This is a genomic window from Brytella acorum (assembly GCF_029309905.1).
Taxonomy (GTDB): Bacteria; Pseudomonadota; Alphaproteobacteria; order Acetobacterales; family Acetobacteraceae; genus Brytella; species Brytella acorum.
In genome coordinates this window covers 50460-64595 of sequence record NZ_JARBJP010000008.1, presented here as the reverse complement: position 1 = coordinate 64595, position 14136 = coordinate 50460, and the positions used below count along the sequence as shown (strand labels likewise).

Annotated in this window: 14 protein-coding genes; 2 read left to right on the top strand and 12 right to left on the bottom strand. The window is 59.2% G+C overall.

Going from position 1 to position 14136, the window contains the following annotated elements; genetic code table 11:
- Position 1: 1 nt before the first annotated feature.
- From PWM43_RS12265 to PWM43_RS12230, 8 genes are all read right to left on the bottom strand, one after another.
- Complete coding sequence (locus tag PWM43_RS12265) at positions 2–1081, bottom strand: DUF7146 domain-containing protein (protein ID WP_289842812.1); 1080 nt, start codon at positions 1079–1081, stop codon at positions 2–4.
- Positions 1071–1631 carry a hypothetical protein gene (locus tag PWM43_RS12260; protein WP_289842811.1) on the bottom strand — a complete coding sequence of 187 codons (561 nt, stop codon included), beginning with the start codon at positions 1629–1631 and terminating at the stop codon, positions 1071–1073. Before PWM43_RS12260 ends, PWM43_RS12265 begins: the two co-directional genes overlap by 11 nt.
- Positions 1632–1648: 17 nt before the next feature.
- Positions 1649–2212 (bottom strand): hypothetical protein, encoded by a 564-nt coding sequence (locus PWM43_RS12255; RefSeq protein WP_289842810.1) that lies wholly within the window; start codon positions 2210–2212, stop codon positions 1649–1651.
- The gene (locus PWM43_RS12250) at positions 2209–2505 is read right to left on the bottom strand and encodes a helix-turn-helix transcriptional regulator (RefSeq protein ID WP_289842809.1); all 297 of its coding nucleotides are present in this window, start codon (positions 2503–2505) and stop codon (positions 2209–2211) included. The genes PWM43_RS12255 and PWM43_RS12250 overlap by 4 nt, the downstream gene beginning before the upstream one ends.
- A gap of 143 nt (positions 2506–2648) precedes the next feature.
- Positions 2649–3476: a hypothetical protein gene (locus PWM43_RS12245; RefSeq protein WP_289842808.1), complete on the bottom strand. Its 828-nt coding sequence runs from the start codon at positions 3474–3476 to the stop codon at positions 2649–2651.
- 152 nt (positions 3477–3628) lie between these two features.
- On the bottom strand, positions 3629–4081 hold the full coding sequence (locus PWM43_RS12240) for a hypothetical protein (RefSeq protein ID WP_289842807.1): 453 nt from the start codon (positions 4079–4081) through the stop codon (positions 3629–3631).
- Complete coding sequence (locus PWM43_RS12235) at positions 4078–4506, bottom strand: hypothetical protein (protein WP_289842806.1); 429 nt, start codon at positions 4504–4506, stop codon at positions 4078–4080. Before PWM43_RS12235 ends, PWM43_RS12240 begins: the two co-directional genes overlap by 4 nt.
- The gene (locus tag PWM43_RS12230) at positions 4503–4673 is read right to left on the bottom strand and encodes a hypothetical protein (protein WP_289842805.1); all 171 of its coding nucleotides are present in this window, start codon (positions 4671–4673) and stop codon (positions 4503–4505) included. Before PWM43_RS12230 ends, PWM43_RS12235 begins: the two co-directional genes overlap by 4 nt.
- 144 nt (positions 4674–4817) lie before the next feature.
- On the opposite strand from PWM43_RS12230, the gene PWM43_RS12225 reads away from it, so the two are divergent.
- Positions 4818–5057 carry a helix-turn-helix domain-containing protein gene (locus PWM43_RS12225; protein ID WP_289842804.1) on the top strand — a complete coding sequence of 80 codons (240 nt, stop codon included), beginning with the start codon at positions 4818–4820 and terminating at the stop codon, positions 5055–5057.
- Here PWM43_RS12225 and PWM43_RS12220 read toward each other — a convergent pair.
- Genes PWM43_RS12220 through PWM43_RS12210 form a run of 3 tightly spaced genes read right to left on the bottom strand, consistent with a single transcriptional unit; the run spans position 5054 to position 7574 of the window.
- On the bottom strand, positions 5054–5467 hold the full coding sequence (locus PWM43_RS12220) for a PIN-like domain-containing protein (protein ID WP_289842803.1): 414 nt from the start codon (positions 5465–5467) through the stop codon (positions 5054–5056). The two genes, PWM43_RS12225 and PWM43_RS12220, sit on opposite strands and share 4 nt — an antisense overlap.
- Positions 5464–6192, bottom strand: a complete 729-nt coding sequence (locus PWM43_RS12215; RefSeq protein ID WP_289842859.1) for a hypothetical protein — start codon at positions 6190–6192, stop codon at positions 5464–5466. Before PWM43_RS12215 ends, PWM43_RS12220 begins: the two co-directional genes overlap by 4 nt.
- A 56-nt stretch (positions 6193–6248) precedes the next feature.
- Entirely contained in the window at positions 6249–7574 is a 1326-nt protein-coding gene (locus PWM43_RS12210; RefSeq protein ID WP_289842802.1) for a tyrosine-type recombinase/integrase, read from the bottom strand.
- Between the two features lie 1200 nt (positions 7575–8774).
- On the opposite strand from PWM43_RS12210, the gene PWM43_RS12205 reads away from it, so the two are divergent.
- Positions 8775–10235: a mannose-1-phosphate guanylyltransferase/mannose-6-phosphate isomerase gene (locus tag PWM43_RS12205; protein ID WP_289842801.1), complete on the top strand. Its 1461-nt coding sequence runs from the start codon at positions 8775–8777 to the stop codon at positions 10233–10235.
- A 283-nt stretch (positions 10236–10518) separates the two neighbouring features.
- Here the strand turns inward: PWM43_RS12205 and PWM43_RS12200 are convergent, their stop codons facing one another.
- Complete coding sequence (locus tag PWM43_RS12200; RefSeq protein ID WP_289842800.1) at positions 10519–13566, bottom strand: TonB-dependent receptor plug domain-containing protein; 3048 nt, start codon at positions 13564–13566, stop codon at positions 10519–10521.
- Positions 13567–14136: the final 570 nt, after the last annotated feature.

The following is a 14136-nucleotide window of genomic DNA, read 5'->3' as shown; positions in this document are numbered from 1 at the left end:
CCTACGCCCGCGAGGGGCGGAATCCTGTTTCGTCATTTTGTCCTCGCGCGACATCTGCCCAGTCCGCTTTTTCGATTTCTGGAATAGCGAGCCGGACGGTTCGCCCCTGCTCTGCAAAAGCCCTGCATGCCGCTTCGAGCGCCCGCCGTGCTGCCGGATTATCGCCGTCGTTATCGCCCGCGATGGTCACGTCCGTGACGCTCTCCGGTAGCTCAAGGCGCGCCATGTTCGAGATTGAGACAGCCGCCAGAATGCGTCGATCCGGGCACGCCAGCGCCACGGCAAGTCCCGTCTCGATGCCCTCGCAGATGACGACGTTCTCGCCTTCCGGCGCGACACCGAGCGCCAGTCCAGAGGCCCCGCGCCAGAGCCGGATACAGCCGCCCCCAAATGAACCCAGCACCATCTTCGGACGTTCCAGATCGGCCTTTCCCCACGTCCCGTCCGGGCACTGACCCAGCCACGTTCGATGCGTGGCGACATGTTTTCCATGCGGCCCGGCAATCGCGGCGACCATCGCGGGCATGGCCGTTTGACGTTCAGCGTTCCAGACCGCTGGATGAAACCGCAGCGCGCCGGGCGCACGGCCCAGCTCCCGCAGATTGATGCCCCGGTCCCGCAAGTAGAACTCAACGGGGGTATCAGCGATGCCCGGTTGCGCCTCCGCCCATAGCTTCCGTGCCTTCGCCCGCCGCCTCTGTGCGTCCCGATCCATTTCCGCTGCCCGCGCCCGGTCGTGATCCGGCGGCGATGGCGCTGGGCGTGGAACCGGCGACGGCGCGTCCATGTCGGACAGCCCGAGCCAACGCCGCGACCAGTCCATCGCCGGGCGACGGTTCCCACGGAACAGGGTCGCCGCCACCAGGTCAAGCGCATCCCCCTTCTCACGAGAGCTGAAATCCGACCAGACGCCACGCCTCGCACCCGTGAGCCGGACAGCGAGACTTTGCCCCGGCTGACCGTCGAGGGAGCCGCACCGCCATTCCGGACCGACGCGCTTGCCGTTTGGCAGCAACTCGGGCGCAAGAGCGCCGATCCGGTCGGCCAACATCCGGGCCAGCTCAGCCGCGTCACGTCGCATGACGTGGCTCCCGGAGGCGGATCACAAGGTCATGCGATACTTCGCCTTCAACGAAGGCATGCCCGCACATGACGGCCTGAGCCGCCGTGTCGCGCTTCTTGGCGATGGCGACCAGCTCCGACCAGCCGAGGTCATCGAGCCATTCTGGCAGACGATCAAGATAGGACGCATGCTCGACGGCGGTGCGTAGAAGCGCCATCGTCGGGCTTGTGAACGAGAAGGCCGCCTGAGCGATGGCAGCGCCGCGCAGCGCCACAAGATTTCGGAAACTCTCGTCGGCATTGACAACCGGCCTGAGCAAACCCACGGCGTCACAAAGCTGATGCGCGACGACAATCGTCGGTAGGTTCTCGCTGCCCTGTTCCCGCTTCCAGCGCGCCCGCAGGCGTTCCACCGACAGAGGTTCCTCAACGATCAGCCCGAGACAGCCCATGAGAGTGTCGAGACGCCATTCGGGGTCCTCGTCGGTCCCATCGCCGATATGCCACAGCACGCCGCCGTCACTAGCCTGCGCCGCATATGTCCGCCGATCGACGCCAGGCAGACGCATCGTGATGGCCCCGGCGATCACTGGATGACCTCAGCGGTTGCATGATCCAACTTTAACGGTCCATGCGATGGGACCGACGTAATGCTGTTCGTGGCAGGACGCACGGTTTGCCAGAAAAGGACGGGACCGAGAGCCCGCAGGGCGGTCCATGCCCCGTCCAGATAAGGCCCAAAACCATGACATTGCCCATCGTATAACGCGACATCACAGGCACCGGCCAGCGCCGACACTTTCCCCAGCGCACGCTCGTGAGCCGCCGTAAGTGGAAAGCCACGAAGCCGAGAAGCGAGCCAGTGCGCGCCCCATGAAATCGGCGCGATCAAACTGATCTCAGGATATCGCGATGCGTCCCGCGTATACCACTCCTCGGTGCCATGGCGCAAAACGAGGCGCATGACCACCGACAGCGCTGGACAATTTACAGGCAGGAGATCGTCGGCATCCATGACCTCGCGTGCCGCATCATGAAAGATCGCCCGGTCATGCGCGTTCAGAACAAAACGCGACGGCGGGTTGAGAAGACCCATAGCCGCGAACGCGCGATCCGCAGGCATGACGAGAGCGCACAAGGTTGGCGTCATCGCACTCCCCCGATCCCACGCACGGTGGCGTCCGCCGTCGAGGAGACAACGCGCTGTGCAACCCATTCTTCCAGGTCGGAAAGGCGATAGGCGATCCGGCGACCCGTCAGCTGGACGTAGGACGGTCCTTGCCCTGTTAAACGCAACCGCTGCAATGTGCGCACGGACAAGCCCGTATAAGGCTCAGCATCACGCTCGCTTACAATGATCGAGGCAGACATAAGCCCCCCATGTAGCGCGGAAGCCGCGCCCGCACCGCCGGTCTCGGGACGCGGCAAAATCTCAACACTCATATTTCTTCCCCGTGGTCGTCATGACGCCGCCTGACAGAGCTTGCGAGGCATCAGGCGGCGTGACGGATCAGGGCTCATGAAAATTATCGGGAAAAAGACCGAATTAAATATGGGGACGAAATTCGCCTCACCTTTAACGCCCCCTATTTTTTCGGCGGCCTTCCACGACCGAGCAGCGTTATACCCCTGACTTTCGCGGCTCCTTTAATCTCTTTCCATAACCTGGTATCAAAATAGTTACGAGACAGTCCGGACCAAAACTCCTGCGCCATACCGAAGAACTCATCCTTTGTTTTCTCTCCAACACCATCAGAACTGAGCAACTTTCCGATAATTTCGTCTTGGCCAACTCGAGTATTGGACTTTGCAACACCCGCTGTGTGCTCCGCCGTCACAGGTAGCCCATCGCGGGAATCCACGGCAACGGCTGGAAAAACGGTGGAAACACGCCGAATTTCGAAATAATCCAAAGGAGTGAGAGTCGGGCCCTTCGGATCGCACCGAACCCTAACTCCGTCAAACCACGCGGCGGCGTTGTCTGTTGAAACCCATAGAAATCTGTAGATGCGCCATGAAGGTGCGGGCACATCGTCCCAAGCTCCCACACCAGCGGCAGGATAACTACGCGCAACGAAATCGCCGCTTTGAAGGCAACCACGCAGATGCTCCTCGATTTTTGCAAATACGGCCTGCCAGCGCGCAAATACTGCCTTCTGGGCTTCAATAGAACTATTGCGCGGATACGAGATACGTGAAGGAACGTTGGAACCAATCGTAGCCGCATAGCCTGCCCAGCGGCTGGCCCTAATCGCCGCCCAAACAGCGCCGATACCTCTAAAACGCTCAGCGTCACTTATTACGGCCGCCATTTCCGCTCTCAACTCAGCCGATGTCACCACATCGAAGGCATCGAGAAGCGAAACCCATTCACCCCGCGCAAGCCGTTCCGCTGCGTCGTCCCGTCCATCCATCACCGCCGCTCCAATCCAGCGGCCCCCACGCGAGGAATACAGCGCAGCAGGCCAGGCACGGCGGCTCCAACCAGACGGAACGCCCGCGCCATCGCCACCATGGGATGGCAAAACCGGAAGCGGCAAGGACTTTGGTGCCACGCAACACAGGCTCATCGTGCAGCCACCACGTCCCGAGCCAGTGACACCGCCAGACGCATCACGGCGCTGTCAGAATTAAGCTCGAGCACGTCCGAAGCGTCGGGCAGCTCGGCAGCGACGATCGCACCTTTGAGCGCAAAGCCATGGCAGGTTTCCGCCACACAATCGGCCATCGCGTGCATCACGCTGTCGCGACGGTCGAGCAGTGCCTCATACCGCTTCTCAAGCGCCTTCGCGGCGGACGTGCCGAACGGCGGCGACGGCAGGCACTCCAAAGCGTCCAGCTCGCGCTGGCAGGTCCAGAACGCCCCGCTGGCTAGCCGCAACGCGGCATCGGCATCACTTGCAGCCTGTGCCCTGCCGGACCCGTCCGCCGCCGTACCCCGCGCCGTCGTGCCCGCAGAGAGCATCAGAAGCCCGGCCAGCGCCCGGCGGCGTGACGGACCGGACGCTGGCCCGCTCATGCCTCACCGCCTGTCAGTGCCAGGAGATCGCGGCATAACGACCAGACGATGGCGTCTGAATGTTCGGCATCGACGCCGCCATAAGGCCGGTCGGGCAGATCAGAAAGCACAAGACGCGCTTTCGCCCGCAGCCCGGCCAGCGACATTGCCGGAATTGTGGCGGCCTCACCGCGCAATCTGACGAACCGCTCAGCATGGCGATGCGATGCCTCCCACACCGCATCGGGTTCCGGCCCAGCGCCCTCATCCTGCCAAGGAGCCATCAGGGAGTCGCTGAGGGCGTTTTCATGCAATGCCCGCCGCACGACATCGAGCAACACCCTATCGGCCTCTGGCGAGGCTGTAGCGGGCGCTGACGGGATGCTTGCGCCGCTCAGGGCCACGAACCCGGCCAGCGCATCGCGACGTGAGACCATGGCACTCATCGCACGGCCTCCACGGCGACGGCGCGTCCTGCCGTGACAGGATCGGGCATCGCGAGGCCGATGGCGGCCAGAGCGAACAGGAACGAGAGGGCAAGCGCCGCCAGCATGCGGGCGCAGATCGACGCTGCCCGCACAGACGCGGGCATGCTATGGGCGTGGTCAGCCATTGCCGAATTCATCCTTCGGTTGTGGTTAGGCGCGGACGAGAGGTTCCAGCTCTCATCCGTGCCGGTTTTCGATTGGCATAGTGTCCAACCTCAATTAAACTGATAGAAGTTATTCAAAACGTCAATCAAAAAGATAGAGGTAAGGTGCCAGTCACAGCCGCCCAGTGCCGTGGAGCCCGAGCAATGCTCGGCTTTAGCCAGACGCAACTTGCTGAAGCAGCTTCTGTTTCTCGCCAAACGGTCGTTGATTTCGAGCGCGGGGCTCGCACCCCTTATCCAAACAACTTGGACGCCATCCGCACCGCCCTAGAGGCCGCAGGCGTAGAGTTCATCGCCGAGAACGGCAGCGGGGCTGGCGTGCGGTTGAGGAAGACTAGCGCCTAGGCCCGCCATCGCTTGAGCATCGCGACCTTGCTTGACCAGGGCAGTTCCAGAAACGACCCCCGATCCGCATTTCCGGCACACTGCACCATCATAGGCCACCACCACACCAGATGACGCGCCCGCTCTATCACGTCGCCCTGCTGATTCCAGCCTTTGCAGCCGACGACGACAATCGCGCCGGTATCACGTATTGCCGCAACCTCGTGCTGCCGACGGGACATCGCCTTATCCGTCGTCAACAGCACCGTTCGCACCGTGTCATCCACCAGGACGCCGAAAAGCTCCACATCCTTCATGCCCGCGATGCCCAAATCACGAACTGACGTCACGTTGTGACCGTCCAATTCTCCCAGCGGCGCAACAACGCGAGCAAGAATCGGCGGATGGTTTTCGTCAAAGACGAACCTCACGCGGCAAGGCGACGGCTAAATTGGAGTTCGAATTCCGCCGCCTGCTCCACCGCTTCCGGCTCCACTTCCCAGATCGCCGCGACACGCGCCACATCCCCGCGCTCCGCCTTCAATGCATCGGCCAGGACCTCAGTGGGCACGCCAGTAACACCGTCAATGGGCCGCCCGAACTGCCGGGCAGGATCGAGCACGACGCGCGGCTGATCGGCGCTAGGACGCCAGACATTGGCTTGACCGCTGGCCAGATCGAAGCTCACTGATTTCCGGAAACTCCGCTCAAGCACCTCGAGCATGGCCCCGTTGCCGTCCGTAAGATCGATGATCGCGCGATCACCCGTCTCATCTGCCGTCTCAAGCCAGATCGCTTTTCCGTCGGTGTGAAACTTCCGTGTGGCGAACGGATGATCGAGATCTAAAGTCCTCTTAGTCCGTGCCAGCATAGCGCGAATAGACTGCAAGCTGACACCATGGCCGCGCAAGTCCGCTAGAAACATGACTTCGATCAGATTGACGAAACTCAGAGCATCCTTGCCGCTTTCGGCATCCAGTTCTGGCGTAAGGACAGCCTCGCCACCATTACCATAGACCCACGCCCGCACCTTCGACGGCGACACTCGCAACAAACGCGCGGCCATCGGCACAGGGTAGACGCCTTGCCCGACGATCTTGCTGATATGAGCCAGCGGCTTTCTCCATGCCAGGCGCGGTTGCGCGGCTATAAGCATCTCATCCAACACGACGCGCCCCGATGTCAACAAAAGTAACAAGCCGCCTTACCTGCCTAACGCCGGAACGGCACAACGTTACCGCTGGCGCTGGTCCGTCCACTCCCCGACGCGACAGCCAGCACATGAGCCGCCCAGACATCGAGCGCCTGCGCCCTTTCGTTCATGAAGTGATGCCGCTGATAGACCGCCGCAACGCCTTTGATCGAAGCCGGAACATGGTTCAGCGTCAGGTCAGCCACATGCGGGGCGATCCCGAGCCGCGCCATCGCCGTGACTCCCGTTCTTCTCAAATCATGCCAGGTCCAGCTTGCGGCTGGTGAAGGCGGGTTCTTTCCCGCGTTTTTTTGCCCCTCGGAGGCGCATGAAGCCGTGTCCGCGTCCATGAGGCGGAGGATGCGCTCTTTAGCGTCAGAGAAGCCCGAGATCGGCGTCCGGCCCGTGTTCGTGAAGACAAGCGGCGAGATCGTCCCATCCGCCGCCGTCTGCCGGTGTAGGGCGGCCAGCTCACGGCGCGCGGGCTCGGACAGATGCACGATATGAGCTTTGCTGTTCTTTGCTCGCTCCGCCGGAACGGTCCAGGTCGAGAGATCAGGCGCGATCTCGTCCCAACGCATGGCCGAAACCTCGCGCAAGCGCTGTAGGGTTAGAGCCAGAAGGCGCAGGTAAGGCCCAAAGGGATACCCCATGCCCTGCGTCGCGCGCCAGAACGCCCCAAGCTCATCATCGCTCAGCACCCGCTCGCGCGCCTCGTCCCGGCTGTCCATCACAGCATCCGTGAACGGGTTCTCAGCCACAAGCCGTCGTTTAGCGGCCCATGCGAACATCGCGCGGCCATAGGCATGCACGCGACGGGCCGTCGTCGGGTGATTCTCTCCAATGTCATCGAGCCGTGCCTGAACATCCGCGAGCGTGAGCGCCCGTGCTGGACGCATGAGCTCCGGCGCGAAGGCATGCCGCAGGCGGCGCGGCCCCTCGCGACGGTAGTTCTCGCTCCGGTCCTTCAGAGCGCCGTCCTGCCATCGCCCAACGAGCACGTCGAGCGTGAGGGCATCGGCGACGGCCTCGCGCGCTTCCTCGGCCTGAGCGGCGTGGAACGCCAGCGCGACGGCTTTCCGCTCGCCGACTGGATCACCGCCAGCCAGAACGCGGCCCCGTGCTTCCTGAGCCGCCCGTCGCGCCTGGGCGACCGTGATCTGCCCGTATTCCCCAAGCGGGAGGCGGCGGTTCTTTCCCGCATATCGATACTCAAACAGGAAGGACTTGCTGCCGGTGGCGTTCACGCGGACACGAAGGCCCTTCACCTCATCATCCGCATACATCACGTCCCGCTTACCCGGCGGGCATGAGAGCGCGTCTATCGCGGGCTTCGTGAACCTCATGCTGCGCCCCTTCTTACACCTCTTACACCTTGGAAAAGGCAAGGTGTAAGAGACTGGCACACACAAAAATGAGGGAAAACAATAAGATATATGTATTTCTTACACACTTACACTTCTTACACCTCAAAGTGTAAGCCCCAGAGATTTTTCCGACATTCCCCGCACATTCCGAGCCCTTCCAAAACTCACTGATGGATTTTTCCGGAGTCTTTCCGGAGTCATCTGAAAGGGTAATACCGGCACTTTCTGGCACGTCGCGGCACCAAGGCGAGTCGGCTCAACTCTCTCAAGCCCTTGTTTTGGCACGTTTTGGCATTTCTAGGCAGCGTTAAGGTATCTGACCTGACGTGTTTCGTAATCAGTAGGTCCTCGGTTCAATTCCGAGTGTCGGCACCATCTTTTCCAAGAAAAATCAATATGTTACACCTAAAGGTGCTTTGCGCGGCCGTCCCGGCTTCGCTCCACGCGCCTTCGTCCCTGGTCTCTCAGCGCTCTTTTGAATGCGGGCACGCGCCCAACTAACGACCCGATTAAATCACCGTCACCCTCTTCGGACGGGGCACGAATCTGTTCGAAAACGGTGCTCAGATGCTCAACGATCGGGTTGCCGCCCTATAGCCCGACAACGACAGGCCTGCTTTGATTTTATTCTGAGAGGGCATTCCAGCGCCAATTGAGATAGAATTCATCGTATGAATTCCGCCCTTTGAGGGAAAGGCCGGAACAAGCTGCGCCCTCCGTGATACCGAAGACGGCGTGGCGTCTCTCATAATGCGGTGCTGAAAGAGGCTGGCGCAAGCGCAGTGGCTCGAAATGCCGCATCTGGCGCAGATCCCATGTCAGAGTTATCGCACGCGTCACAATCGATGGACAATATGATACCCGGCAACATCGTGAAACCGTCGCCGTCCTCGACCGAGGCACCGCACTCGGAACCCCAAGGACGCGCCATTCGACCAGCAGCGACGTGCGGTATGACAAAATCAGGCGCTCGGATCTCCGCTACCCCCTTCTCGTATCAGCATTCCGGGGGATATGTTTTGTCCACGAAACCCGGAGGTGTTGACAAGGCCGCTTGCAGCCGCAATCGACAACGCTCTGCAATTTACCTTCGCACCCGCAGAAATTTCTTTTCTATGCGATGGGCTCCGACACCAGAAATGATGCAGCCGTTCACAAGCCTTAGATGAAACGACCCAGATGCCTCACGAGACCGTTCATATGCCCGTTCTTCAGGCCAGCGACGTGACGATAGTTCCCGTCATTTTGTCCGGCGGCTCGGGAAGCCGCCTCTGGCCCGTCTCCCGTAGCAGCTTTCCCAAACAGTTCTGGCCCCTGCTGAGTGAGCACACGCTCATCCAGGAAACGGCCATCAGGGGCGCGGAGGCGTCTTTGAGCGACCCGCTCGTGATCTGCAATACCGAGCATCGTTTTATCGTCGCCGAACAGTTGCGCGAAGTGGGCATTGCCAACCCGCGTATCATCCTTGAGCCTGTCGGACGAAACTCAGCACCAGCGATTGCGGCAGCCGCTTTCCTGGTCGCGGAAAAAACTCCCGAAGCTGTCATGTGGATCATGGCAGCCGATGCGGCGATCACCGACACGGACGCCTTGGCACAGTCGTTAAAGATCGCCTGTCATGCGGCCAGCACCGGCAGAATCGTAACTTTCGGAATTCCGCCCCACAAGCCTGAGACCGGCTACGGCTACATCGAACGCGGCGCCGAGCTCGACGGAGTGCCCGGCGCATATCATGTGGCATCCTTTGTCGAAAAGCCGACTATGGACAAAGCCGCCGTTCTGGTCGCGGCGGGACGACACCTGTGGAACTCAGGCATGTTTGTCGTGAAGGCGAGCACGATCCTGGACGAGATAAAGAAGCTTGAGCCCAAGATCTACAACAGTGTCGAGGAAGCGGTACAGAAACGAACCGTGGACGCTGATTTCGAGCGGCTCCAGGATGAGGCCTTCCGCTCAGCTCCCGATATTTCCATTGATTATGCCATCGCGGAACGCACGAAGCTCGCCGCGGTCGTACCGGCGACCTTCAGTTGGTCCGATATTGGAAGTTGGGACGCGCTTTGGGAGTTAAGTCCGAAAGACGAGGCTGGAAACGCCATGTACGGGGATGTTTTCCTCGACAGCACACGGAACTGTTACGTCAGATCAGATGGAATCATCGCAACCGTTACCGGCGTCGACGATCTGATTGTCGTCGTGACTCCCGACGCGGTCATGGTATCGCACCGTGATCGCGCGCAGGATGTAAAGCATATCGTGAGCCGCCTGAACAAGGCAGGTCGGAAAGAGGCGGTCGCACATAACCGTATGTATCGTCCCTGGGGCTTTTACGAGAGCCTCATTCAGGCGGATCGTTTCCAGGTCAAACGAATTGTCGTCGAGGTTGGCCGAAAACTGTCACTGCAAAAGCATTTCCACCGCGCGGAGCACTGGGTCGTTGTGGCTGGCACAGCCCTTGTCACGCGCGATCACGAACAACTCATAGTCAGAGAAAACGAGAGCATCTATTTGCCGCTTGGCGTCGTGCATCGGCTGGAAAATCCAGGGCGGATTCCGCTGACGCTGATCGAAGTGCAGTCCGGTCCCTATCTGGGCGAAGATGACATCGTACGTATTGAAGATGACTACGCGCGCCCATGAAATTTGCATTTTTCAGAAGCGATGCCATCCGTTCGGGCAGTTTTTCGTATGAACGAACCATAACGGCTGATGTCGTGCCGTCCTTCTGACGAACACACCATTACCAGCAGGAGCATCTGCGATCCCTCCCCTTCCGGATCGGTCGGCACGACCCTTTTGAGGGATTAAAAAAGACGACACGCCCCACAAACGTCCACAATCAGCAGATTGCTCGAACCCTCCACCTACAAAAACGGGGAAGCGGAAGCTTCCCCGTCGTTACCCTCGCCGGATCCAGGAGATATCAGAGCGTCAGCGTGGCGCCGAACTGGAACGAGCGCAAGACAACACCCTTGCTCGCCCAGGACGAGTTGTAGAGATACGATCCATAGGTCGCGAAGTCATACGGCGCCCGGAATCCCAGGAGGTTGTAGACGTTCGCATAGAGATTGAGCCGCTTCGTGGCCTGGTAGGAAACCGTCAGGTCCACATCCCAGAAGTTTTTGACGTGGCACTGGGACGGAGCGTAGGGATTATTATTTTGAGCACCCAAAGAATAGGCGCAACTGGATGCTCCAGCGCCGTAGTAATCTTCAGCAACGGTCTTGTAACCACTCGTATAATAAACGGTTGGCGTGACCGACAGGTTTTTCCACGTGAATGTGTTCGACCAGTTCGCGCGCCAACGCGGTGTTCCCGATGCCGAGACGGCGGAATACGGACCAATCGTTCCCGCGAAGTGCTGAACCTGACCGTTCGGAAGAGTGAGATTGTAATTCCGGACGTAAGTCAGTTCACCTTTCGAATACCACAGGATGTCATGCAGCGCACCCGGCAGACGATGTTGCGCCGTGAGTTCCAGATCAACACCGTCCGTCATCAGGCTTCTGGTATTGACATAACCGAGATTGATAATCGCTGGCCGGGCGGGAGCGCCAGGGTGCTGTGTGTCCTCAACTTCTGGAATGACGTTGACGCCGGCAGGCGGATTGTACTGCGTACCCGCCATCTCAGCATCAACCCAGTCGTTTGCCACCTGTGCCGGAGAAATGGGATTGGGGGCGATATAATTTGTTTTCTTAATATAATAGTAATCGACGCTCAGACTTACCCAATCGGTTGGATGAAAGACAAATCCTCCCGTATAGTTAGTCGATATTTCTGGCTTAAGCCCTGTATTACCGCTAGTATTCTGTCCAAGACTATAGGAGCGGGCATAGCTATCCGGCGTTCCGTCAGAGTTAAGGTGCTGGTTAATCCAGTTCTGATTCTGAATGGCATAAGTCGTGTAGCCAATATTCGACCCGCCGGTTTCCGCAAAGCTGGGAATACGGAAACCGCGCGAGAAGGTTCCGCGAACCGTCAGTTCTTTAAACGGGTGGAAGTTCGCGCCCACCTTCGGTGAAAAATGATGCTCGCCGGTCGAGTAATTATCGTAACGACCCGAAACATCCATGTCGAACATTTTAACGAAAGGTAGCGCGACTTCGAAGAATCCTGATTCAACCCACCGGCTGCCACTGGCGTGGAAAGGGTTCAGGCCCGTCTGCTGCGGGTCCGGGTTCACGCTTGGGTCATGGAGGGCTTCGTAGCGAATATTGCCCCCGATGGCTACCGTAAGGTCTCCGCCCGGAAGGTGTGTGAGCCCCTTGCTCGCGCTCATTTCGCCCGAATATTCCTGAGATCGTGCGTTCAGGACCACATTCGGCATCACTTTGTTAATCTCGGCCTGAGAATTAAGACTTTGATCGACGAAATTATAGCTGCCGTCGAGAATGGCCTGCTGAAGCGCCGGAATATTCGGGGTCCCCGTATAGGTCTCCTGAAGACCCGTGTTCATCCCGACGAAATTGACGTTATATTTCCAGTCGGAACCCCAGTTCGACGGTTCCCAACCCTGATAGCGAACGGAGCCACGATAGTTCTGGCTGAACTGGCTCGTACTCGTCGGGTTTGGGAACGTGCCCAGAATTTCCTCTGGCACACCCAGAATATTATTCGGATTCTGTTGACCGTTTGGCAAAAGGACAGGCACTGCCGTACCCAGAGTCGACAGTGTCCGATCGACAGTTTGCGTACGAAAAGCCGACGGCGCACCCGTGGACTGCGAGAGCGCCTGGGAATAGGTGAACATGGCCGTCAGTTCGGAATGTTGCGTCACTTTCGCCGTGAAATGCAGCGTCGCATTGATGCGGCGGAGCGACGGCGAAATCATGGCGTAACGTTCCGAATTCATCGGACAGGCCTGGCTCTGGCCATGATCACCCGTCGTCGCGGAACCTGTCACAACCCCACCAAGATTACCGCAGCCCAGGCCCGAATTCAGAAGCTGCCATGCGCCCACGCCGGATGTTCCACCGTTGCTCGGCCGGACAAGCGCGTACGGCGTTGCGCCGAATTGCTGAATGACGCCGTTTTGCAGAACGTTCGTGTTCCCGTTGGTTCCGCCTATACTGGTCAGATCGCCGGTATTATACGGAGACTGCAACTGACGATTATAAAGAGCGTCGTCCTGCTGGTATTCCGAATTGATGTAGAAATTATACCCGTCCCGATCGAGGTCGCCATGACCGAACGTCGCATAAAGTCTCTGGTGCCCCGAATCACCACGCTGGCTTAAACCGCCCTCCGCGTTCGCTTCGACACCCTGGATTTCATCGCGCGTAACCATGTTGATAACGCCAGCTACCGCGTCAGCGCCGTAAGTAGCCGAACCGCCATCGTTCAACACATCGATGCGCTGCATAATGGATTGCGGCATCCAGTTCGTATCGACGAAGTTACGTTCGCCGTCGTCGGACAGCGGATAATAAGAAAGACGCTGACCATCCATGAGAGTCAAAGTCGAATCGGTCGAGAGGCCCCGGAGAGACGGAGCCGAGGCACCAGCGGCGAACGCGCCATTGGCCGAGAAGGAATTGGTGAGATTTCCGGCACCATTGGTCGTCAGCAGTTGAAGGGCGTCCGTAACCGTCTTCAGACCACGGTTCTTCATGTCTTTCACGGAAATCTGCGTCATCGGTGAAGCACTATGAAGATTCGGATCGCTGATGAGCGAACCGGTCACGATAATGCTCTCAGAACCGGAGGGAGCCGCAGGAGCCGCCGCGTCGCTACGAGCCTGTGATACAGCCGACGCCTTGGTCTGCGCCGACGTTACGCCGGACGCTGTCGAGGTCGTAGCCGCTTTGGGTGAGACCTTTGTTTTTGTAGGTGATTTATGGCGCTTCGCGTGCGCATGCGTATCACTATTCGTGCTTTGCGCATGAGCGGATTCATAGGTGAACGCCGTTGCCGCAAGGATCGTGGCGCTGCAAAGAATGCGAGAGAAACAGGACCGTCTGCGTGTCATATGCCTGATACGCTCCAGCAACTGGTTGCGGATTTGTCATCCGAGGTAAGCAATTTCTGAAGACAATGATCAACCGTTGCAATCGTAAAACATAACGTTTCTCACTCGCGTCCGATTTGAATCAGCAATGATGCAGACGTACCACAATCGTAAGGAGGCGGATCTGGGTATCATCGACCGCACCCGACCTGACCTCGATACGAGCCATCGTCCATATAAACGCCGCCTTCAAGTCAGGCGTCGCGACGAACCCAGAAAACGAACTCGCGATGCAGGATACGTTTCTGGCCCAGCCCTCCGCCGGTCCCCTATGCGAGAAGCGATGCTGGATGTTTATCAGGAAGAGACCGTGCCGACATGGACCGAATTTTCCGCGCGTCGCACACGCCAGCGTCACATCTGGAGTGTGTAGGCTCCCTATGCGCTGCCTGGATGGCATCGAACAGCCTAGCCGACGCCGCACCATGGTCGGGGGGAGGAATTGGCGGCCACACCTCCGACCGGGTGAACAAAACAGGCGGCTTTTAAGTGACGAAGCTCAATCCTCTCTCGACACGAAAAAAACTGTCT

Bases quoted from the DNA above. Each gene is read 5' to 3' on its own strand.
- PWM43_RS12205 (WP_289842801.1), top strand. From the start codon at position 8,775: ATGCCTCACGAGACCGTTCATATGCCCGTTCTTCAGGCCAGCGACGTG.
- PWM43_RS12235 (WP_289842806.1), bottom strand. From the start codon at position 4,506: ATGAGTGCCATGGTCTCACGTCGCGATGCGCTGGCCGGGTTCGTGGCC.
- PWM43_RS12265 (WP_289842812.1), bottom strand. From the start codon at position 1,081: ATGCGACGTGACGCGGCTGAGCTGGCCCGGATGTTGGCCGACCGGATC.
- PWM43_RS12245 (WP_289842808.1), bottom strand. From the start codon at position 3,476: ATGGATGGACGGGACGACGCAGCGGAACGGCTTGCGCGGGGTGAATGG.
- PWM43_RS12210 (WP_289842802.1), bottom strand. From the start codon at position 7,574: ATGAGGTTCACGAAGCCCGCGATAGACGCGCTCTCATGCCCGCCGGGT.
- PWM43_RS12200 (WP_289842800.1), bottom strand. From the start codon at position 13,566: ATGACACGCAGACGGTCCTGTTTCTCTCGCATTCTTTGCAGCGCCACG.
- PWM43_RS12240 (WP_289842807.1), bottom strand. From the start codon at position 4,081: ATGAGCGGGCCAGCGTCCGGTCCGTCACGCCGCCGGGCGCTGGCCGGG.
- PWM43_RS12260 (WP_289842811.1), bottom strand. From the start codon at position 1,631: ATGCGTCTGCCTGGCGTCGATCGGCGGACATATGCGGCGCAGGCTAGT.
- PWM43_RS12255 (WP_289842810.1), bottom strand. From the start codon at position 2,212: ATGACGCCAACCTTGTGCGCTCTCGTCATGCCTGCGGATCGCGCGTTC.
- PWM43_RS12230 (WP_289842805.1), bottom strand. From the start codon at position 4,673: ATGGCTGACCACGCCCATAGCATGCCCGCGTCTGTGCGGGCAGCGTCG.
- PWM43_RS12215 (WP_289842859.1), bottom strand. From the start codon at position 6,192: ATGCTTATAGCCGCGCAACCGCGCCTGGCATGGAGAAAGCCGCTGGCT.
- PWM43_RS12250 (WP_289842809.1), bottom strand. From the start codon at position 2,505: ATGAGTGTTGAGATTTTGCCGCGTCCCGAGACCGGCGGTGCGGGCGCG.